This is a genomic window from Miniphocaeibacter halophilus, assembly GCF_016458825.1.
Classification (GTDB): domain Bacteria; phylum Bacillota; class Clostridia; order Tissierellales; family Peptoniphilaceae; genus Miniphocaeibacter; species Miniphocaeibacter halophilus.
Genome location: NZ_CP066744.1, coordinates 1,766,517 through 1,786,915, shown reverse-complemented (window position 1 = coordinate 1,786,915; position 20,399 = coordinate 1,766,517). Strand labels below are relative to the sequence as shown.

Genomic DNA, 20,399 nt, shown 5'->3' with positions numbered 1-20,399 from the left:
TCTATATATTTTAATAATTTATATACCGAGTAATTATATACTCTTTTAAAAATTATTGTCAACTTTGTGACTCATTTTGCATATCTGCAATAAGTCTTTTATTTAATTCCAATGCTGCATTGTATCCAAAGGATCTCTGTCTAAAGTTTCTTACAGCAACCTCTACAATCATAGCAACATTTCTACCTGGTTTAACAGGTACAGTAATTTGATTAACTTTTACTCCTAAAATTTCTGTATATTCGTCATCTATTCCTAAACGATCATACTCTTTGTCATCATCCCATTGTTCTAAGGCAATGACCATATCTATTTCAGTTTGAGATTTAACACTTCCAACTCCATACAATCTTTGGATATCCAATATTCCAATTCCTCTTATTTCAAGAAAATGTCTTATATTTTTAGGAGCTTGTCCCATTAAACCTCTTTCTAGTTTTCTAACTTCTACAACATCATCTGCAACTAATCTATGACCTCTAATAATTAAATCCAGTGCAGTTTCAGATTTTCCTACGGAACTTTTGCCAATTATTAAAACTCCTACACCGTAAATTTCCATTAAACCTGCATGCATACTAATTTCTTCACTTAAAACATATTCTAATTTATCGTCTATTTTTGAAATTAATCTTGTAGTAGATCTTGCAGATCTTAGTAAAGTTCTATCATAATAATCAGCTAGGTCTATTATTTCTTCATTAATTTCCTGATTATGGGAAAATATTAAACATGGAATTTTATAGGATAAAATACCTCTTACTCTTTCGTATCGCATACTATTATCCATAGAATTTAAATAAACATTTTCTGTTTTCCCAATTATTTGTAATCTTTTAAAAGGAAATTGTTCATAAAAACCAGCCAGCTGAATACCAGGTCTATTTACTTGTGCATTTGTTATAAAAACTTCGTCAAAATCCGAACTTTTTTTAATAATTTCTAAGTCGAGTTCCTTACATAAGTCACTAAGTTTTATACCTTTCAATTTTTCTCCTCTTTAAAAAAATTATAAATATTCTCCGCAGTTGATCTATTAATCTTATCTACTTCCATTAACTCTTCAATTGAAGCTTTTTTTATTTTATCAATTGATTTAAAATGCTTTATTAAAGCTTTTTTTCGTATATTTCCAATTCCTTCAATTTCATCTAACTGAGATTTTTTTAAGTCATGTTCTCTTAATTTTCTATGATAGTTAATTGCAAATCTATGTGCTTCTTCTTGAATTTGGAAAAGCATTCTATATAAAGCTGAGGATACTTTTAATGGATATTCTTGATTTTCATAAATTATTCCCCTTGTTTTATGAAAATCATCTTTTACCAGGCCAATAGCAGGTATTGCTAAATTAAATTCCTTAAGAACATCTTTAGCAATATTAACTTGTCCTTTACCTCCATCCATTATTATTAATGATGGTCTTTTTCCAAAGCCTGATAAATTATTCCCTTTTTTATTTTCAACTATAAATCTAGAAAATCTCCTTGTTAATACTTCCCTATGACTTGCGTAATCATCTGCGCCTTCTACTGTCTTTATTTTAAATTTTCTATATTCCTTTGGTGTTTTTTCTCCATTTTCAAAAACAATCATGGAGCCAACCGATTGTACCCCTGAAATATTAGAAATATCATAACACTCTATTCTTCTTGTATCATCTATACCTATTAATTCTTTTAACTCTTTAACTGCAGCATCCTTATTTCTTTCTCTTCTTTGCTTACTAGTTATATGTTTTTCCAACATTTCTTTAGCATTTGTTTCCACCATTTCAACAAGTTTTACCTTTTCTCCTCGTTGAGGTTTTACAATTTTCACTTTGCTACCTTTTTCATTACTTAAATACTTCTCTAAGGTATCTAAATCTTCAGGTAGAATATCTACTAAAATTTCTTTTGGGATAAAAGCCATATCTAAATAAAACTGCTTTAGAAAAGAGCTCATAATTTCACTATCTTTTTCATAGAATTCATCTTCTATTGAAAAATGTTCTCTATCTATTATCTTACCATTTCTCATTAAAAATACTTGAACACATATATCCGGACCGTTTCTAGCTAATGCAATTATGTCCATATTTGTTCCCTTAGCATTTCTAACTTTTTGTTTCTCTATAATTGTTTCTATATTTTGTAGATTATCCCTATATCTTGCAGCTAGTTCATAATTTAATTCTTTACTAGCCTGTAACATTTTTTCCCTTGTCTCATCAATTATTTTGCTTTCCTTGCCCTTTAAAAACAATTCAACTTCTTCTATGTTTTTTAAATATTCTTCTTCTGAAATATTTTTAATACAAGGTCCACTACATTTTTTTATATAGTAGTATAGACAAGGTCTCTTTAAATACTGGCCTTTGTCAAAATTTAAATTACATCTTCGTACTTTAAACATATCTTGCAAAATTTCTATTATTTCTGTAACAGCATATGCATTAGGAAAAGGTCCAAAATATTTAGCTCCATCTTTTTTAATTACTCTATCTTTAATTATTCTTGGAAATTTTTCATTATTAATTTTTATAAAGGGATATTTTTCACCATTTTTTAATAAAATATTATATTTTGGTTTTTTATCTTTTATAAAATTAGATTCAAGAATTAATGATTCTACTTCATTATCTACTATAATATATTCAAATCTTTTTATATGTTTAACCATTTCAATTACTTTTTCAGTTTGGTTACTAGTACTTGTAAAATATTGCCTTACTCTCTTTTTCAAGTTTTTAGCTTTACCAACATAAATAATTTCATCATCTTCGTTAAACATCATGTAAACACCAGGTTTATCTGGTAGTCGCTTTAATTCTTCCCTTATATCAAACATTAAACTCCTTATTTATTACAATATTAAAACCAAAGTATTTTCTAATATATTAAACATTATTAGTCTGCTTTAAAACAAGAAAAACATGTCTTGTTATAATACTGCTGCCTTACTAATTTATATTACAATTTTCATAATATTTCCTATATAACTTTTGTTTTTTCTTTTAAATATTCTAATTCTTCACCGTTTAAATATTTTGATAATTCTTCATAACATCTATTGTGATATTCGTTTAGCCATTGTATTTCTTCACTTGTTAAAAGTTCTTTAATTACAGGTTTTGTATCTATAGGACATAATGATAAAGATTCAAAACCGTAAAATTCTCCAAAGTTTGTTTGGAATTTATCAATACATAGCATTATATTTTCGATTCTAATACCATGACTACCTTCAATATAAACTCCAGGTTCATTTGATGTAATCATTCCAGGAACCATGTTTATATTATTACTTCTAGGTGAAATATTTTGCGGACCTTCATGACAAGCTAAAAAATATCCTACTCCATGACCAGTCCCATGATTAAAATCTATACCCTTTTCCCATAAAGGTTGTCTTGCAATAATATCCAATGCAGAACTCTTAGTTCCCTTTTTAAATATTGCTAGCATAAGACGAATATGTGATTTTAATGTTAAAGTATAATGTAAACTCTCTTCTTCTGTTACATCACCTAAAGCAATAGTCCTAGTTATGTCTGTGGTACCGTCAAGATATTGCCCTCCACTATCTACCAAGTATAGCCCTTTACTTCTTAAATATACAGGACTTCTGTCACTTGGAGAATAATGTGGAAGAGCTGCATTTTCACCATAAGCTGATATTGTTTCAAAGCTAGGTTCAATAAATAATTCCTGTTCCTTTCTAAATTCTAATAATCTTCTTGAGCAGTCCATTTCTGTAATTTCGTTATTACTAGAAACATTTTCTTCTACCCAATTTAAGAATTTTACAAGGGCAACACCATCCTTTATATATGCATTTCTTTGATTTTTTATTTCTATGGTATTTTTTACAGCCTTCATATTAGTTGTAAAATCAATTCCTGTTTTTTTATTAATGTTTTCCGGCAGAGAATTAAATAATTTTACATTAACTCTACTTGGATTAAAATATATGGTTTTTGTAGAATTCAAATTTTTAAGTTCTTCAAATATAATTTCATACTCATCTACTTCAACTCCATTTAATTTTAAGTTTTCAATTATATTTTTATCAACCTTTTTAAGATCTACAAAAAGGGTAGTTTTATCCTTATTAATTAATACATAGGATATAATAACAGGGTTGTAATCTACATCTAAACCCCTTATATTTAATAAATAACTTATATCATCTAAACTGGAAAGTAAATAATAATCTATATTGTTTTTTTCCATAAAATCTTTAACTTTAGCTATCTTTTCTTTGGCTGTTATACCAGCATAGTTAACATCATGTAGGAAGATTTTATCCATTGGTTTACTAGGTCTGTTTTTCCATATTTCACCAATTAAATCCCTATCTGAAAGGATTTTTTTGTTTTTTAAACCTTTCTTTAAATCTAAATAAGCTGAATAACTATAGGTTTCTCCATCAAAAGCTACAATACCATTTTCTTCTACTTCACTATTTAAAAATTCTATAATTGTAGGAGTTCCTTCTACTCCCATTTTATACAAGTCAATTCCTGAACCGTCAAGTTCTTTTGTTGCTTGAATGAAATACCTTCCATCTGTCCATAGTCCCGCCTTGTTATTGGTAATAACAAAAGTTCCTGCTGAACCGGTAAAACCGGATATATATTTTCTAGTTTTATAATAGTCGGCAATATACTCAGATTGATGTGGATCTGATGTAGGTACAATATAAGCATCTATATTATATTTAAGCATTAAATCTCTTAAATCCTTTAATCTATCTTTAACCATATTTCTCCTCTCTGTTTTTTAATTATCAATGTAATTATATCATAACATTTACAATTTATTGCTATTTATCTGTCATTAAATAATCCAATAATACATTTAAATCCTCAGGTGTATCAACATCTAAATTCGCACCTTCATCATCAACTTGTACACATTGAATACTATTTTCTATGTAGCTCCAAAAACCTCTAAGGCCATTATCTCCCTCATAATTTAGAATTAATGGTATACAATCGCTTTTAATAAGAGGAGGATGTTTCCTATATTGTTTATATAGGGGAAAAACCACTAGATTATGTTCATTATCCTTTTCAATAATAGTTTTATAACTTTTCTCTGAAATAGCCGGCATATCACCTGGAATTAAAAATACCCCATAACAACTGCCTATATTGCTAATTCCCTCTTTTATGGAATCTATCATTTCTAAATTTTTATAATTTTCATTAAATACAAATCTTAATTTGTCACCGTATTTACTTGCTAATACTTCACGGATTTCTTCAGCCTTATTACCAAGTACTATTGTAATTTCGTCTACTCCTCCATTAAGCATATTATCTATAGTGTGAAAAATTAATGGTTTTCCCCTTAAATCCATCAATAATTTATTTTCTCCCATTCTAGATGAAAGTCCTGCTGCTAATATTAATCCCTTGTATATTCTTTTCATAGTTGCCGCCTCTTAATCTTCCAATTTTTTATTTCCAACAAATATTTCATTGAATTTTTTATTTGCAAATCTTCTTACTTCTGTATCAAATTCCATATATTTATCTAAATAGTCTTTGCCTTCTTCCGTTAAAATGCTATTTCCACCTTGTTTTCCGCCATGACGTCTTTTTACAACCTCAAAACCTAAAGCATCTTCAACAACTTTTATCATATTCTATGCCTTACTATAGGACAAAGCCATATGATTACAGGCTTGTTTTACCGATCCAACTTCATTTATTAATTGAAATAACAATTTTGTTCTTGAATCAAAAAACAATGCTTCTTTTTCAATATTAATCCTTAAAAAGGGATGTAAAATTTGCGTGTTATGTATTGCCACAAGTTCTGAAACCGACTCCATTTCATCAATACTATGTATTATTCCCTTATCTTTTACATTTAAAAACCTTCTTCTGTCTTTTAAACTTCTTACCGTTTCTCTCATACTTAAAGTAGAATTAAGAAAAATATCAAATATATTTTTATCCAATAAAATAGGATGACCGCTTTTCCTTTTAAAAGAAGGTGAAACAATGTCACCTTCTATTGTAATTAATTCTAATAGGGTTTTAAATTTAAACATAGGAACGGAAACAGGAGTAACCAATACTCTGTCAACTTTATTGTATAGATAATCTAAACCAATTTTAACTAAATTTATCATTGTAGGTTGTACATTATTTTTATTATGTAAAAATATTACATCATAATCCCAAAGATGACGCTCTAAATCATAATTTTCTTCACCTAATACTATTATTTTAGGATACACTTCAGCCTGTTGGAAAGTAAGTACCTCTCTTTTTATTAGTGATATTGAACCAATAACAGATAATGGATCAATTGACTTTCCAGAATCGTTTTCATTTCCTACAACAATAATTCCACCAATTTTTTGCATCGTTTCATTCCTCCGTATCTAGTTTTTATTTTACCATAAGTTATTATAATTATTTACAATAAATATCCCCTATGGTAGAATTTATAAGGGTTTTGTAATAATTAATATTAAGAAAGAGTGATTAAATGAAATTAGGTATTGTAGGTTTACCAAATGTAGGTAAAAGTACTCTATTTAACGCAATAACAAAAGCAGGAGCAGAATCTGCTAATTATCCATTTTGTACAATAGATCCAAATATAGGAATAGTAAATGTTCCAGATGAAAGACTTGCAAAATTATCTGCAATTAGTGGTTCAAAAAAGCTTATACCTGCAAATATAGAATTTTACGATATAGCTGGACTTGTAAAAGGAGCTAGTAAAGGTGAAGGACTGGGAAATAAATTCCTTGCTAACATAAGAGAAGTAGATGCAATAGTAGAAGTTTTAAGATGTTTTCAAGATGAGAATATTGTCCATGTAGACGGTAATATTGACCCATTGCGAGACATAGAAACAATTAACTTAGAACTTATTTTTTCCGATATGGAAATGGTAGAGAAAAGACTTGATAAATCTAGAAGAGCATTAAAGGGAAATAAGGATTTGCAAGAAGAAGTAGATTTATTGGAAAAATTATTAACAGTATTAGAAGAAGGAAAATCTGCAAGAGTTTTAGATTTAAATGATGACGAGAAAAAACTTTTAAAAAATTTTAATCTGTTAAGTGATAAACCAATAATTTATGTTGCAAATGTTTCCGAAGAAGAAGTTGCCAATGCCGATTCAAATGAATTTGTAAAACAAATCAAAGAATTTGCTGCAGCTGAAAATGCTGAAGTAGTTGCTATTTCTGCACAAATTGAGCAAGAGATTTCAGAACTGGAAGATGACGAGAAAAAAGAATTTATTGAAGCTATGGGATTAGAAGAATCCGGTGTTAATACATTAATAAAAGCCAGCTATTCATTACTTGGACTAATGAGCTTTTTAACTACAGGAGAACAAGAAACTAGAGCTTGGACAATAAAAAAAGGAACAAAAGCTGTAGATGCTGCCGGTAAAATCCATACCGATATTTCAAGAGGATTTATTAGAGCTGAAATTGTTAGCTATGATGATTTAGTTGAATTAGGAAATATGAACGCTGCAAGAGAAAAAGGACTGGTAAGACTAGAGGGAAAAGACTATATAATGCAAGATGGAGATGTGGTCCATTTTAGATTTAATGTATAGAATTTTTATAAAAGGCTAGATATCAACAAATGTTAGTAGCTAGCCTTTTTCTTAATTTTCTTTTATTTTTACAAATTATAGTTTAATATGCAAATAACTGTACAAATTCAATATAACCATCTGGTCTTATATGTGATCCTATATTTATTTTAGTTGCTGTTTCTGTCAATATATTAGACTTATGTCCCGCAGAACCCATCAAACTATCCATAGCTTCTTCTGGTGTATGACTTGCTGCTAAATTTTCTCCTGCTGGTAATAACCCTGTTCCTTCAAAAACAGTAACCCATCTACTACCATCTGGTCTAATATGACCTGGATACTCACTAGCTTCCTCTGCTCTTATTTGTGCTGCATCATTTAAAGCATCTGTCCACTCTAATAGATACAGCCCTTTTTCTGCTCTAACCTCATTTACTAACCTAAACATTTTTTTATTCATTCTTTCATAATCTGCCTCAGTTGGCCCTGTTGGAACTTCTGGTTCTAGATCTTCTGGTTGTGTTGGATTAGTTGGATTATCTGGTTCCTCTGGTTCCGTTGGATCTGTTGGTGTTGTTCCACCACCATTATAAATTGGTACTCCTCCACCTACATAAATTACTTCTTCCGCCGTATTTATTAATCTTATATCCTCATTTGTTAATCCATTTGTATTTACTAGTAAAATATTTGCACGTAACACACCTGCTAAAGTACTTGCTGCTAATGCATCTGGGTAGTCATTCCCTTTTACTACTATTAATTTATCTGTATTAAACTCTTCTACAACTTTTTGACTTGTAACGTATCTATCCCTACCTGATACATTACGTTTTGTATTTCCTAATACTCCACCACCTACGGTTATGTCAAAATTATTAGCTGCATTATCAGATAATCTTACCAAACTACCATGTTTTATTGCAAATGGTACTGCAGATAAAGCATCTGGAAAATCATTACCTCTTACCCCTACATCTCCATAATATATTTGATTATTTCTATTCTCTATATATTTTATTACTTCGTCACTTGTTCTATATCTATTAGTACCTGATAATCTTGTAAAGTTATATCTAGCTCTTAGTCTTTGTTCTAAAGACCTATTCTTCACTACTGTATTCTGTCCACCTACTACAATAACATTAGTTGGATTATACCTGGCTACTTTTTGTTCTAGCCTAGCATCCTCTAAGATTAATGGATAATTATATTTATAGGTTAAGTTACCTGCACTTAATGCATCCGGGAAACTATAACCCGCTGCTACTACTACTGTTTCTGTATTAGCACCTAATCTTACCGCTTCATCTACTATTTTCATATTAGTTTCAAATCTATCTCTTCCTTCTAAATGTAAATTAGAGGATGCATAAGATATATTCACCAATACTAAGATATTTAAAACTCCTATTATTGAAAATGATATAAATTTCCTTAATAAATTTTTCATACATTTTCCCTCCTGTTAATATATTTAATATAATTAATACCCTTTTCTTGAAATATTATTATTTAAATTATTTATTTAAAATAAATATCGATAATATCCTTTCCTTTTAAAATCTTCGTATTAAGAAACATCTTGGAAAGAGATGCTAACATATGGCTTATTTTGGTGGTTAGCGATTTTTTACCACTTAGATAAGTTGTTAGATTAAATTAGTAACTTTTTATGTAGAAAATAAGTTATTAAAATAAAAAATAGGAAGCAGAAAATTAATCCACCTTTTTTATAAATCACTTCTCGCAAATTTCTATAGTGTTACCATCAGGATCTTTTATATTAAAGTATCTATATAAACTATGTACATTAAGATATAAAATTTCTAATAATTCACCAATGTTTTCTTTTTTCAATCTTTCATATTCATCTTTTAGATTATCAACTTCAAAATTTAAAACCATTATATTGTTTCCTGTTAGTTTACTTTCTTCTTTAAATATATTTATATATTCTTCATTTGCATTCAATAAACCCTTTTTTAATAATTCTTCATCATAATTTATGTTGTAAATCGAAAAACTATTTCCACTTTGAAAAGTTATCCATCTATTATTATTCATAAAGATTGGTTCTTTTTGAAGTAATGTTTTATAAAAACTTAAGGATTTTTCAATATTTTTTACACGTATATAAGTAGTTCCCAGTTTCATTTTATATCTCCAATCAACTAATTAGTGGTTTAATATATTATAGTCTATCCTAATCGTAAAAAGCATGTAAATTTTACTCTGCCTTATATTTATCTAGTTCTATTATTCCACTTTTACTTTATCCTGATTATTTTTCTTTTTTAATTAATAGACTACTGTTTTAGTATATTTACCACAACTATAGTATCTATCACTTGTCAACTATTTCCTCTATAAAACACAAAAAAAGAGCTAGGATTTTATCCTATCTCTTTTAATATTATAGTTTACTATTACATGCTTAACTTATATTTTGTTAATATTAGTAGCTTGTAATCCACGAGCTGATTTTTCAGTATCGAAAGTAACTTCTTGACCTTCGTCTAGTGTTTTGAATCCATCTCCTTGAATTTGTGAAAAATGTGCAAAAACATCGTCACCATTGTCTTGGGATATAAATCCAAAACCTTTTTCAGAATTAAACCATTTAACTGTACCTGTGTTCATAAAAATACCTCCTTTTAAAATATTGTAACAATCATAAACTTATAAAGGGGTATTTAAATACTCACAACTTTAGGTTTCATAAGAATTACTCATTAAGTATAACACATATAAATCTCCAATACAACTATTACTTAATAATTATCCTTATAAGACTAATTTAATATTAATAAGCAAATATATATTATTATTTTAGACAAAAAAATAGAGAGCTTAACTCTCTTATTAAATAAGATACTTATTGATAATAATTTAAAGCATCAAAAGAAGACAAAATCACCCTTGAAATATAAATTTTGTCTAATTTAAATATGTAATTTTTTCTAGCAAATATGTACTAATGTAATTCATTTTCAATAAAATCTTTTAAATTTTCCAAAGCAGCCTTTTCATCATCACCATTACATCTAATAGTAATCTCTGAGCCTTTAAAGGCCCCCATGCTAAGTATCGACAAAATACTTTTCCCGTCGTATTCAACATTATCTTTAATTAAAGTTATATCGCATTGATATTTAATAGCTTCCTGCAAGTATCTTGCTGCTGGTCTAGCGTGTAAACCCTCATCATTTACTATAATAACCTTTTCCTCAACCATAAAACCATCCTCCAATATTCTAAATTGGAATGCTCAGTAAGAGCATTCCAATTCTATTTAAGATTAATATGCTACAAATTTTGAAGATAATGCTCCACAAATTGGACATTTTTCTTCTTCACCAGTTATGCTTATAAAACCACATATTGGGCATAATAAAATCTTTTCTGCATCTAAGTCTTTTGCTTGGTCAACTGCTTCTTTAGCTTTACCAAATAATACTGCATGAACTTTTTCTGCTTCAATTGCAAATCTCATAGCTCTAACAGCTTCTTTTTCTTCTTGCATTTCTGCTACAGCTATATATGCTGGATACATTTCTGTATATTCAAAAATTTCTCCACCTCTAGCAGCTTCTAAGTTTTCAGAAGTAGTTCCAATTCCAAAACCTGCCATGCTTGCAACTAAAAAGTCTCCCTTTACATCTTTCATTGCTTTAAAATGTAAACCTGCATGTATTTTTTCTGCATCAGCTGTACAATGGAAAAGTCTTTCTACATTTGGATAACCGTCTTTTCCTGCACATTCTCCCCAAATGTCATATCTGTTTCTAGCTTGTGATTCTCCACCATAAGCTGAACGTAAATTTGCTTGTGTCATATCTTTCATAAAAATTACCCCCCTTGTTTATACATTAACTATAATAACATATTTTTTAAACCGAGTCTATGGTATGAATATATTTTTGAACTCATTACAGTTAATAGTTGAAATTGTTTTTCATTCTTTCTTCTATTGCTTTTTTTCTGCTACTTTCTTCTCCCATTTCACTGGAATCTAATTTATCTATCCAATTTAAAGCTTTTCCAGTTCCTCTAACAACTGCCGTAACAGGTCCTTCTGCTACTTGAACCTTTATTCCTATTTTTTCTTGAATTTTTTTATCAAGTCCGGAAATTAAACTACTACCACCTGTCATAATAGCTCCTCTTTCAAATAAATCTGCTGCAAGTTCCGGTGGTGTTTGTTCAAGAACGCTATGAACTGTATCTACAATTTGTGCAAGCGGTTTTTCCAAAGCCTCTGAAATATCTGACGCCGTAACAAAAACATGCATTGGAAGTCCATTTATTAAATTTCTTCCTCTTACTTCAAAAAGATCATTATCGTCTTTTAAATTTGCAGTAGCAATGTTTATTTTTATATCTTCTGCAGTTCTTTCTCCAATAATCATATTGTATTTTTTCTTAATATAATTGGAAATAGCCTTATCACATTCGTCTCCTGCTATTGGAATGGACCTATTAATTATTATTCCACCTAAGGCTATTACAGCCACATCTGTAGTCCCTCCACCAATGTCTATAATCATATTTCCACCGGCATCTCCAATGTCTACTCCAGCACCAATTGCCGCTGCTAACGGTTCCTCAATTAAATATGTTTTATAGGCTCCTGCAAATTTACTAGCTTGTATTACAGCCCTTCTTTGAACTTGAGTAATTTCACTTGGAACACATATAACAACATTTGGTTTAATAAATGACTTTCCTAAAGCCTTTTCTATAAAATATGACAACATTTTTTCAGTTGTATTAAAATCTGCAATAACGCCGTCTTTCATAGGTCTAGTTGCAATAATGTTCCCAGGTGTTCTGCCTAGCATTTTTTTTGCCTCTTTACCTACTGAAAGTACCTTTCCGGTATAACTGTCCATAGCAACTACAGAAGGTTCATTAATAATAACCCCTTTGCCACGCATATATACCAATACTGAAGCCGTCCCTAAATCTATTGCTATGCTTCTTCTTAAATTAGCCATTGTATTTCTTCCTCTCCATATCTATTACTTAATATAACATAAATAAGCAATTTCTGACTATTATTTATAAAAATATACATAGGAATATTTTCTTGTATAATCAATTTCATATGTTTACATACTAAGATTATATTACAAATAAATATATAAATACATAAATTATCGTTATTTTAGTTTTTTATGAAAATATTTATTTTTATCCTTTAATAATCTTAGACTTTTTAATAATTTATAATTATGTTAATATATAATCTATAAAAATAATTTAGGAGATTTTATGGACGATAAAGAAAATATAATTATGGATAAATTAACAAAAATTTGTACTTGTAAATCCATATCAAAATATAAAATTAAGCAAGCTATTGAAAAGGGCTATGATAATATTGAAACTATACGTAAAAAAACCGGTGCAGGTTCCGGCTATTGTAATGGTAAAAATTGTACAGAACCAATTCAAAATCTAATTGATGATTTTTGGGAAAATAAATAAGTAGGCCTTAGCCTACTTATTTATTTTAATTCTTTTTTTTAATTCTTCAACCTTATCTAATTTTTCCCAAGATAAATCTAAATCATCTCTTCCAAAATGTCCATAAGCTGCTGTTTGTTTGTAAATCGGTCTTCTTAAATCCAATATATCAATAATAGCAGCAGGTCTGGTGTCAAAGTATTCATCTACAATTTCCGATAATCTTTCTTCGCTAATTTTCCCTGTTCCAAAAGTGTCTACATATATTGAAACTGGTTTTGCTACTCCTATTGCATAAGATATTCCAACTTCAGCCCTATCTGCTAGTCCTGCAGCTACAAGATTTTTAGCAATATACCTTGCCATATATGCACCGGAACGATCTACTTTTGTAGGGTCCTTTCCTGAAAAGGCTCCTCCTCCATGTCTTGCAAATCCACCATAGGTATCTACAATAATTTTTCTTCCTGTTAATCCGGAGTCCCCCATAGGACCACCAATTTCAAATCTACCTGTTGGATTAATATAAATTCTTGTATTTTCATCTATTAATTCTTTAGGTATAACTTCTAAGATTAATTTATTTTTTATATCTTCCCTTAACTTTTCTGTTGTTACATTTGGGTCATGTTGTGTTGAAACTACTATAGCATCTACTCTTACAGGTTTGTCATCAATGTATTCAACTGTTACTTGTGATTTTCCATCGGGTCTTAAGTAATCCAATGTTTTTGATTTTCTTAATTCTGTTAATTTTCTTGTTAATTTATGAGCTAGACTAATTGGTAAAGGCATATATTCCTCTGTTTCATTACAAGCATAGCCAAATACCATTCCTTGGTCCCCTGCTCCTATTTCATCATATTTGTCACTATCTCCTTCTTTATATTCTAAAGAAGCATCTACTCCTAAAGCAATATCTTTAGATTGTTCGTTTATTGAAGTTAAAACAGCACAGGTATCACAATCGAAACCATATTTACCCCTGTCATAACCTATTTCCCTTACTGTTTCCCTAACTATTTTTTGAATGTCAACATAGGAAGATGTTGTTATTTCTCCCATTACAAAAACCGTTCCTGTAGTTGTTACACATTCACATGCAACTCTAGCATATTTATCATCCTTTATTATTTCATCTAATATAGCATCAGAAATTTGATCACAAATTTTATCTGGATGGCCTTCTGTAACTGATTCTGATGTAAATAATTTTCTTTTCATTTTTCCTCCTAAAATATTTTCCCATTTATTGTTTTCTAATACAGTATACTTTACCTTTATTATTTAGTTTAAAAATTAAGCTTATTATAATTAATATTATTTTGTCTTTTAAATAATCAACTATTATTAACCATAAAAAAACCTTGCCGAAAAGCAAGGTCATTAAACTTATTTTTCAGACAATCTGCAGGATTTAGCACCTAATTAAATAGGTTGCTGGGTTTCTTAGGGCCAGTCCCTCCACCACTCTCAATAAGGTATATTATATTTTCTTATATGCTAACACTAAAAATTTCTTTAGTCAACTATTTTGTCTAACAACACAAGAGCATAGGTTGAAATTCCCTCTCCTCTACCTTCAAAGCCCAGTTTTTCTGTTGTTGTCGCTTTTATTGAAATATTTGTTATTTCTGTGTTCAATATTTCCGATATAGTCTTTCTCATATTGTCTATATACGGTGCTAGTTTAGGTTCTTGTGCTGTTATAACCGTATCTATATTTCCTATTTTATATCCTTTTTCAATCATAATATTATGTACTTTTTTTAATAGAACTTTAGAGTCAATATCCTTATACTTCATATCATTATCGGGAAATAATTTCCCAATATCCCCTAAAGCTAAAGCTCCTAATATTGCATCCATTATTGCATGTATGCAAACATCTGCATCTGAATGTCCTAATAGTCCTAAATGGTAGTCTATTTCTATTCCACCTAATATTAACCTTCTATTTTCTACTAGCTTATGGACATCATATCCTATTCCTATTCTCAAGTTCGTCCTCCGATTTTGCTATTATCTCTCCAAAAACTAAATCTTCTTTTGTTGTAATTTTTATATTTGAATAACTTCCATCTATTATTTTTACTTTTTCTCCTATGATTTCCATTAAGGATGAATCATCAGTTACCTGAATATCTTCAGTAAAGCATTTTTTATAGGCGTCTAAAATTACATCTCTTTTAAATACTTGTGGAGTCTGGGCCTGATACAAATATTTTCTTGCCGGTGTAAAGGCTATTGTTTTATCTTCTCTTATGCTTTTTATTGTATCCTTTACAGGTACACCTACTATTACAGCATTATAATCCTTCATGTTTTTTACTGCTTCTAATATAATTTCTTTTGTAACAAAAGGGCGTACACCATCATGACAAATAATAATATCACTATTGGCGTCAGTTTTTAATAATCCATTATATGTAGATTTTTCTCTTGTATTTCCTCCTATAGCAATTTTTATTTTTTTATTATATTTTTTTGTTAGCTTATCATAAAAATCCAATTCTTCTTTTCTAACAATAACTATTATTTCATCAATAATATCAATACTGAAGAATTTTCTAATAGTTCGTTCTATTATTGAAACTCCATTAATTTTTAAAAATTGTTTTGGTATCTTAGAGGCCATTCTAGATCCACTTCCAGCTGCAGTTATAATAGCTGAAATTTTTATTTTTTTAATGTCTTCATTCATCTTGTCCATATTAAAAATTATATCATATAAAATCTTTCCAATAAAAAAAGTAGCTATATTAAATATAACTACTTTTTGCCATTATTTAAATTAATTCTTACAAATATCATTTTTCCTGCTGCAGTTTGTAAAACGGAAGTAACAGTTGTCTCTACTGTTTTTCCTATATAGTTTTTTCCATCTTCAATTACAATCATAGTACCATCTTCTAAATAAGCTAGCCCTTGATTGGCTTCTTTGCCATCTTTTAGAATTGTAACAGTCATTTGTTCTCCCGGTATTACTATTGGTTTCATCGCATTAGCCAGTTCATTAATATTTAAAACTTCAATATCCCTAACTGTTGCTACCTTATTTAAATTGTAATCATTCGTAATTACTTTTCCCTTTAATTCCTTAGCTAATTGTAATATTTTCGAATCGACTTCCTCAATATCCGAATATCTTTTTTGAGAAATTTCTACTTCAGTACTGGTAATATTTTGAATCAGCTTTAAAATATCTAAGCCTCTTCTTCCTTTTTGTCTTCTTAAGTCATTGTCTGAATCTGCTATATGTTGTAGCTCCTCAAGAACAAAAATAGGAACAATAATTTTTCCTTCTATAAATCCTGCTTCAATTATATCCTTAATTCTACCATCAATAATCACTGAAGTATCAAGAATTTTTATTGATTCATTAATTGTTTTTTTACTGACCTTATCCTTGGATATTCTCATTTTTTGAAAAGTATTATTTAAATCACTTTTATTAGTGCGTCCAACTCTTAAACCTAAATAACCTAGGGAAATAAATATGATTATAGACAATATTACCATAGGAATATTACCTACATAGGGCAGTTCTAACTGTAGTAATGGATAGGAAACCAGTAATGCTACTATAAGCCCAATTATCATTCCAACTACTCCAAGTAAAACTTCGCTAATAGGTAATTTAGCTATTTCCGACTCAACATTTTTAGTCGACTTATCAATTCCTTTTATGATTTTGGGAAAAATCAAATAAAATATAATAGAAAATAGAATAATGCCAATAACATAGATTACAGTTTTAACAACTCCTTCAAAGCTACTTAGTAATTGTACTTTATCTAGTAAATAAACAACTGTAAAACCACAAATTCCACCTAATAAAATCATAAAAATATTAAACACTTTTTTCGCCATTTTTTCACCTCCTTATTAAATATAATAATATATTATAATTTAATAGAGCTTATAATTTTGTACTCTACTTCGGAGGCTAATTCATCTTCAACAACGGAAATTTCTGAAATCAACATTTTCTTTGAAGTGTTCAATATCTTTTTTTCAGCCATGGAAAGTCCTTTTTCACTATCCAATATATACAAATCTCGAAAAACTTTAGATATTTCATATAAATCACCAGTTCTTAATTTTTCCAGATTATCTTTGTATCTTTGATTCCAATTTGATATTATTTCTCCTTGATCTTCTGATAGTATTTCAAATATATCCTCAACAACATCGTTATCTACAATATTTCTAATACCAACTTCATTAATTTTATCAATAGGAATTGAAATTTTCATATCTCCAACTGGCATCTTCAAAATAAAGTATTCTTTTTCAATACCTAAAATATCTTTTTTTTCCTTTTCTATAATTACACCTGCACCATGCATAGGATAAACAATCTTATCACCTATATCAAACATATTTTCACCTCACAATAACATTATATAACATATTTCAAAAATGGTAAACAAAAGTTAAATTATATCACAACTCAAAACATTGTCAAGTAAAAAAGTAAGACCTAGGTCTTACTTTACATATTTATCTATTATATTTACTATTTCATTTATTTTTTCATCACGATCACTTTCATCGTTTTTTATTGCATCTGTAACGCAGGTTTTTAAATGATCTGCTAAAATATCGGTATTAGCTTTTCTAATTTGACCAATTATGGCAAGTAGTTGAGTTGAAATATCTACACAATAGCGGTCTTCTTCCAACATTCTAATTACTCCATCCATTTGACCTCTAACTATTTTTAGTTTTTTTAACGCCTTAGCTTTTCCCTCTTTCATTATTCTATACTATCTACATCAAAACCTATACTCTCAACTGCATCTTTTAATACAGTATCCTCTAGGTTATCCCCTTCTACTGTAACAACTTTAGTGTTTAAATCCACATTTACATTTTTAACTCCCTTTAAATTCCCCAAAGCTTCCTTTACTGATTTTTCACAGTGGGAACAAGTCATTCCGCTTACTATTAATTTTTTCATTTTATTCTCCTTTTATTTTTTAAAATTTTTAAGTCTTAATGAATTAGAAACTACTGAAACAGAACTAAATGCCATTGCTGCTCCTGCTATCATCGGATCTAAAAATCCAAGTGCAGCAATTGGTATTCCTATTGCATTATAGAAAAAGGCCCAGAATAAGTTTTGTTTTATTGTTCGCATAGTTCTTTTACTTAATTTTATACTGGTTACTACTGAGCATAAATCACCATTTATTATAGTTATATCCGATGCTTCTATGGCAATATCTGTACCGGTTCCAATAGCAAATCCTATATCGCTTTCAACTAAAGCAGGAGCGTCATTTATTCCATCTCCTACCATACCAACTACTTTTCCCTCTTCTTTTATCGCCTTAACTTTTTCAGCCTTTTCATTTGGTAAAACCTCAGCCAATATATTTCTAATTCCAATGCTTTTTCCTATTGCCTTTGCCGTTCTTTTACTGTCGCCAGTAATCATATAAACATCTACGCCCATTTCTCCAAGTTCGTCTATAGCTTCTTTTGATGTGGGCTTTACCTCATCTGCAACTGAAATAATACCTAAAAGATTTTCTTCATCGGAAATTAATAAAGGTGTTTGACCTTTTTCTTGAAAATCATTAATATCTTTTTCATCATAAACAATATTTTTTTCATTTAGAAGTTTTTTACTTCCAATATAATATTTTTTATTATCTATTTTACCCTCAATTCCCTTTCCTGTAATGGAATTAAAGTCTACAACCTCCACCATACTATGATTGTTTTCTGTTGCATATTTCACTACAGCTTCTCCTAGAGGATGTTCACTTATTTTTTCCAGTGAAGCAGCAATTGAAATCAACTTATTTTCAGAAATGATATTATAGTTTTTTATATCGACAACAGCAGGTTTACCTTCTGTAATTGTTCCTGTTTTATCAAAAACTATTGCATTCATTTCATAGGCTTTTTCTAAATATTCACCGGATTTAATTAAAATCCCTAATTCTGCACCTTTTCCTGTTCCTACCATAATTGCTGTAGGTGTTGCTAGGCCTAAAGAACATGGGCAAGCTATAACTAAAACTGCCACTGCATTCATAATAGCATTGTCAAAGCTTCCTTTTAGAAAATAAGTTAGAAGAAAAGTTATTAAGGCTATTACTATAACTGCAGGGACAAAAATACCTGATATTTTATCGGCCAGCCTTTGGACAGGAGCTTTATGTCCCTGTGCATCTTCTACTAGCTTAATAATCTGTGCCAGCATTGTATCTTTACCAATTTTAGTTGCTTTGAATTTTATAAATCCATTTTTATTAATTGTTGCACCTATTACTTCATCATCAACTGTTTTTTCAACAGGAATGGATTCCCCTGTTATCATGGATTCATCTATATTCGTATTTCCAAAAACAATAGTTCCATCAACAGGTATTTTTTCACCTGGTTTTACTAATATAGTATCGCCTATTACAACATCTTCTACAGATATTTCAATTTCCTTTCCATCTCTTTCAACAACGGCGGTTTTTGCCTGTAATTCAAGTAGTTTATTAATTGCATCTGTTGTTCTAGTCTTGGCTCTTTTTTCAAAATATTTACCTAATAAAATCAAAGTAATAATTACAGCACTTGATTCAAAATAAAGTTCCGATGAACCAATTATTACATGATAAATAGAATAAAAATAGGCAGCTGAAGTACCCATTGTTATAAGTACATCCATGTTGGCTCCGCCACCTCTTATTGAATTATAAGCAGCCTTATAAAACCTTCCACCTATGAAAAACTGTACAGGTGTTGCAAGAATAAGTTGAAACCATCCTTCATTTAAAATAGTATGAATACCTGCCATGTGGAAAAACATTGCAGAAAATAAAGGAATGGTAAATATTGCAGAAATAATTAAATCCCTTTTTAATTTCTTTAATTCTTTTTCATCATTACTTACAACATTATCATCTTCGCTTACAACCTTTGCTTTAAAGCCAGCTTTTTCTACGGCTTTTATTATTTCGTCTTCACTTACAAATCCGTTTTTAAACCTTACTGTACCTACATTTTGTAAAGAGTTGATTACAGCTTCTTCAATTGGCAGTTTTGACAAAACCTTCTCTATTCTTTTTGAACATGCTTCACAGGTCATTCCCTCTATATTTAGTTTTATAGTTTCTTCCGGAACTTCAAAACCTATTGCCTCTATTTTTTCTATAATTTCATCAATATTAACATCATCATCTATATTCATAGTTCCTATACCGGTAACGGAGTTAACATTAATATCTGATATACCTTTTATTTTTGACAAGACCTTCTCTATCCTAGAGGAGCATGATTGTCAGGTCATTCCATTTATTTTTATATTTATATTTTTCATAATTCCTCCTATTTGTATACCCCCCATGGGTA

Annotated in this window: 22 protein-coding genes, 1 pseudogene and 1 riboswitch; of the genes and pseudogenes, 2 read left to right on the top strand and 21 right to left on the bottom strand. The window is 29.3% G+C overall.

Annotated features, from left to right (window positions below):
- Nucleotides 1-58: 58 nt before the first annotated feature.
- From hprK to JFY71_RS08815, 6 genes are all read right to left on the bottom strand, one after another.
- Nucleotides 59-988, bottom strand: coding sequence for an HPr(Ser) kinase/phosphatase (gene hprK / locus JFY71_RS08840; RefSeq protein ID WP_243660443.1), 930 nt, complete (start codon nucleotides 986-988; stop codon nucleotides 59-61).
- Entirely contained in the window at nucleotides 985-2,832 is a 1,848-nt protein-coding gene (uvrC, locus tag JFY71_RS08835) for an excinuclease ABC subunit UvrC (RefSeq protein ID WP_243660442.1), read from the bottom strand. The genes hprK and uvrC overlap by 4 nt, the downstream gene beginning before the upstream one ends.
- A gap of 143 nt (nucleotides 2,833-2,975) precedes the next feature.
- Nucleotides 2,976-4,748, bottom strand: a complete 1,773-nt coding sequence (locus tag JFY71_RS08830; protein WP_243660441.1) for an aminopeptidase P family protein — start codon at nucleotides 4,746-4,748, stop codon at nucleotides 2,976-2,978.
- Between the two features lie 61 nt (nucleotides 4,749-4,809).
- The gene (locus tag JFY71_RS08825) at nucleotides 4,810-5,421 is read right to left on the bottom strand and encodes a nucleotidyltransferase family protein (RefSeq protein ID WP_243660440.1); all 612 of its coding nucleotides are present in this window, start codon (nucleotides 5,419-5,421) and stop codon (nucleotides 4,810-4,812) included.
- 12 nt (nucleotides 5,422-5,433) lie between these two features.
- Nucleotides 5,434-5,634 carry a winged helix-turn-helix domain-containing protein gene (locus JFY71_RS08820; protein ID WP_243660439.1) on the bottom strand — a complete coding sequence of 67 codons (201 nt, stop codon included), beginning with the start codon at nucleotides 5,632-5,634 and terminating at the stop codon, nucleotides 5,434-5,436.
- Between the two features lie 3 nt (nucleotides 5,635-5,637).
- A complete protein-coding gene (locus JFY71_RS08815; RefSeq protein WP_243660438.1) occupies nucleotides 5,638-6,366 on the bottom strand; it encodes a glycosyltransferase family protein in 729 nt (242 codons plus the stop codon).
- Nucleotides 6,367-6,491: 125 nt separating this feature from the next.
- Here JFY71_RS08815 and ychF point away from each other — a divergent pair, with 125 nt between their 5' ends.
- Nucleotides 6,492-7,583, top strand: coding sequence for a redox-regulated ATPase YchF (gene ychF, locus JFY71_RS08810; protein WP_243660437.1), 1,092 nt, complete (start codon nucleotides 6,492-6,494; stop codon nucleotides 7,581-7,583).
- Between the two features lie 82 nt (nucleotides 7,584-7,665).
- Here the strand turns inward: ychF and JFY71_RS08805 are convergent, their stop codons facing one another.
- From JFY71_RS08805 to mreB, 6 genes are all read right to left on the bottom strand, one after another.
- A complete protein-coding gene (locus JFY71_RS08805; protein WP_243660436.1) occupies nucleotides 7,666-9,018 on the bottom strand; it encodes a cell wall-binding repeat-containing protein in 1,353 nt (450 codons plus the stop codon).
- 287 nt (nucleotides 9,019-9,305) lie between these two features.
- On the bottom strand, nucleotides 9,306-9,722 hold the full coding sequence (locus tag JFY71_RS08800) for a VOC family protein (RefSeq protein WP_243660435.1): 417 nt from the start codon (nucleotides 9,720-9,722) through the stop codon (nucleotides 9,306-9,308).
- Between the two features lie 285 nt (nucleotides 9,723-10,007).
- On the bottom strand, nucleotides 10,008-10,208 hold the full coding sequence (locus JFY71_RS08795; protein ID WP_243660434.1) for a cold-shock protein: 201 nt from the start codon (nucleotides 10,206-10,208) through the stop codon (nucleotides 10,008-10,010).
- Between the two features lie 334 nt (nucleotides 10,209-10,542).
- On the bottom strand, nucleotides 10,543-10,803 hold the full coding sequence (locus JFY71_RS08790) for an HPr family phosphocarrier protein (protein WP_243660433.1): 261 nt from the start codon (nucleotides 10,801-10,803) through the stop codon (nucleotides 10,543-10,545).
- A gap of 63 nt (nucleotides 10,804-10,866) precedes the next feature.
- On the bottom strand, nucleotides 10,867-11,412 hold the full coding sequence (locus JFY71_RS08785) for a rubrerythrin family protein (RefSeq protein ID WP_243660432.1): 546 nt from the start codon (nucleotides 11,410-11,412) through the stop codon (nucleotides 10,867-10,869).
- Nucleotides 11,413-11,503: 91 nt separating this feature from the next.
- The gene (gene mreB / locus JFY71_RS08780) at nucleotides 11,504-12,565 is read right to left on the bottom strand and encodes a rod shape-determining protein (protein ID WP_243660431.1); all 1,062 of its coding nucleotides are present in this window, start codon (nucleotides 12,563-12,565) and stop codon (nucleotides 11,504-11,506) included.
- 277 nt (nucleotides 12,566-12,842) lie between these two features.
- Between mreB and JFY71_RS08775 the strand changes: the two genes are divergently transcribed.
- The gene (locus JFY71_RS08775) at nucleotides 12,843-13,058 is read left to right on the top strand and encodes a (2Fe-2S)-binding protein (protein WP_243660430.1); all 216 of its coding nucleotides are present in this window, start codon (nucleotides 12,843-12,845) and stop codon (nucleotides 13,056-13,058) included.
- A gap of 12 nt (nucleotides 13,059-13,070) precedes the next feature.
- Here the strand turns inward: JFY71_RS08775 and metK are convergent, their stop codons facing one another.
- The 9 genes and pseudogenes from metK to JFY71_RS12095 all read right to left on the bottom strand — a co-directional run.
- Nucleotides 13,071-14,261 carry a methionine adenosyltransferase gene (gene metK / locus JFY71_RS08770; RefSeq protein WP_243660429.1) on the bottom strand — a complete coding sequence of 397 codons (1,191 nt, stop codon included), beginning with the start codon at nucleotides 14,259-14,261 and terminating at the stop codon, nucleotides 13,071-13,073.
- A 165-nt stretch (nucleotides 14,262-14,426) separates the two neighbouring features.
- Nucleotides 14,427-14,520, bottom strand: a riboswitch (SAM riboswitch).
- A 38-nt stretch (nucleotides 14,521-14,558) separates the two neighbouring features.
- Entirely contained in the window at nucleotides 14,559-15,038 is a 480-nt protein-coding gene (gene ispF, locus JFY71_RS08765; protein WP_243660428.1) for a 2-C-methyl-D-erythritol 2,4-cyclodiphosphate synthase, read from the bottom strand.
- Nucleotides 15,016-15,741, bottom strand: coding sequence for a 2-C-methyl-D-erythritol 4-phosphate cytidylyltransferase (gene ispD, locus JFY71_RS08760; protein ID WP_243660427.1), 726 nt, complete (start codon nucleotides 15,739-15,741; stop codon nucleotides 15,016-15,018). The genes ispF and ispD overlap by 23 nt, the downstream gene beginning before the upstream one ends.
- 68 nt (nucleotides 15,742-15,809) lie before the next feature.
- On the bottom strand, nucleotides 15,810-16,910 hold the full coding sequence (locus JFY71_RS08755) for a PIN/TRAM domain-containing protein (protein WP_243660426.1): 1,101 nt from the start codon (nucleotides 16,908-16,910) through the stop codon (nucleotides 15,810-15,812).
- A gap of 32 nt (nucleotides 16,911-16,942) precedes the next feature.
- Nucleotides 16,943-17,422: a CarD family transcriptional regulator gene (locus tag JFY71_RS08750; protein ID WP_243660425.1), complete on the bottom strand. Its 480-nt coding sequence runs from the start codon at nucleotides 17,420-17,422 to the stop codon at nucleotides 16,943-16,945.
- 108 nt (nucleotides 17,423-17,530) lie between these two features.
- On the bottom strand, nucleotides 17,531-17,800 hold the full coding sequence (locus JFY71_RS08745) for a metal-sensing transcriptional repressor (RefSeq protein WP_243660424.1): 270 nt from the start codon (nucleotides 17,798-17,800) through the stop codon (nucleotides 17,531-17,533).
- Nucleotides 17,800-18,003: a heavy-metal-associated domain-containing protein gene (locus JFY71_RS08740; RefSeq protein WP_243660423.1), complete on the bottom strand. Its 204-nt coding sequence runs from the start codon at nucleotides 18,001-18,003 to the stop codon at nucleotides 17,800-17,802. Before JFY71_RS08740 ends, JFY71_RS08745 begins: the two co-directional genes overlap by 1 nt.
- A gap of 12 nt (nucleotides 18,004-18,015) precedes the next feature.
- A complete protein-coding gene (locus tag JFY71_RS08735; protein ID WP_275955204.1) occupies nucleotides 18,016-19,845 on the bottom strand; it encodes a copper-translocating P-type ATPase in 1,830 nt (609 codons plus the stop codon).
- A 138-nt stretch (nucleotides 19,846-19,983) separates the two neighbouring features.
- Nucleotides 19,984-20,316 (bottom strand): annotated as a pseudogene (locus JFY71_RS12095) (heavy-metal-associated domain-containing protein); the annotation flags it as partial.
- Nucleotides 20,317-20,399 lie beyond the last annotated feature (83 nt).

What these genes read in the sequence shown, in the direction of transcription:
- uvrC (WP_243660442.1), bottom strand. Translation starts at nt 2,832, where the DNA reads ATGTTTGATATAAGGGAAGAATTAAAGCGACTACCAGATAAACCTGGT.
- JFY71_RS08830 (WP_243660441.1), bottom strand. Translation starts at nt 4,748, where the DNA reads ATGGTTAAAGATAGATTAAAGGATTTAAGAGATTTAATGCTTAAATAT.
- JFY71_RS08825 (WP_243660440.1), bottom strand. Translation starts at nt 5,421, where the DNA reads ATGAAAAGAATATACAAGGGATTAATATTAGCAGCAGGACTTTCATCT.
- JFY71_RS08820 (WP_243660439.1), bottom strand. Translation starts at nt 5,634, where the DNA reads ATGATAAAAGTTGTTGAAGATGCTTTAGGTTTTGAGGTTGTAAAAAGA.
- JFY71_RS08815 (WP_243660438.1), bottom strand. Translation starts at nt 6,366, where the DNA reads ATGCAAAAAATTGGTGGAATTATTGTTGTAGGAAATGAAAACGATTCT.
- ychF (WP_243660437.1), top strand. Translation starts at nt 6,492, where the DNA reads ATGAAATTAGGTATTGTAGGTTTACCAAATGTAGGTAAAAGTACTCTA.
- JFY71_RS08805 (WP_243660436.1), bottom strand. Translation starts at nt 9,018, where the DNA reads ATGAAAAATTTATTAAGGAAATTTATATCATTTTCAATAATAGGAGTT.
- JFY71_RS08800 (WP_243660435.1), bottom strand. Translation starts at nt 9,722, where the DNA reads ATGAAACTGGGAACTACTTATATACGTGTAAAAAATATTGAAAAATCC.
- JFY71_RS08795 (WP_243660434.1), bottom strand. Translation starts at nt 10,208, where the DNA reads ATGAACACAGGTACAGTTAAATGGTTTAATTCTGAAAAAGGTTTTGGA.
- JFY71_RS08790 (WP_243660433.1), bottom strand. Translation starts at nt 10,803, where the DNA reads ATGGTTGAGGAAAAGGTTATTATAGTAAATGATGAGGGTTTACACGCT.
- JFY71_RS08785 (WP_243660432.1), bottom strand. Translation starts at nt 11,412, where the DNA reads ATGAAAGATATGACACAAGCAAATTTACGTTCAGCTTATGGTGGAGAA.
- mreB (WP_243660431.1), bottom strand. Translation starts at nt 12,565, where the DNA reads ATGGCTAATTTAAGAAGAAGCATAGCAATAGATTTAGGGACGGCTTCA.
- JFY71_RS08775 (WP_243660430.1), top strand. Translation starts at nt 12,843, where the DNA reads ATGGACGATAAAGAAAATATAATTATGGATAAATTAACAAAAATTTGT.
- metK (WP_243660429.1), bottom strand. Translation starts at nt 14,261, where the DNA reads ATGAAAAGAAAATTATTTACATCAGAATCAGTTACAGAAGGCCATCCA.
- ispD (WP_243660427.1), bottom strand. Translation starts at nt 15,741, where the DNA reads ATGAATGAAGACATTAAAAAAATAAAAATTTCAGCTATTATAACTGCA.
- JFY71_RS08755 (WP_243660426.1), bottom strand. Translation starts at nt 16,910, where the DNA reads ATGGCGAAAAAAGTGTTTAATATTTTTATGATTTTATTAGGTGGAATT.
- JFY71_RS08750 (WP_243660425.1), bottom strand. Translation starts at nt 17,422, where the DNA reads ATGTTTGATATAGGTGATAAGATTGTTTATCCTATGCATGGTGCAGGT.
- JFY71_RS08745 (WP_243660424.1), bottom strand. Translation starts at nt 17,800, where the DNA reads ATGAAAGAGGGAAAAGCTAAGGCGTTAAAAAAACTAAAAATAGTTAGA.
- JFY71_RS08740 (WP_243660423.1), bottom strand. Translation starts at nt 18,003, where the DNA reads ATGAAAAAATTAATAGTAAGCGGAATGACTTGTTCCCACTGTGAAAAA.
- JFY71_RS08735 (WP_275955204.1), bottom strand. Translation starts at nt 19,845, where the DNA reads ATGGCAGGTATTCATACTATTTTAAATGAAGGATGGTTTCAACTTATT.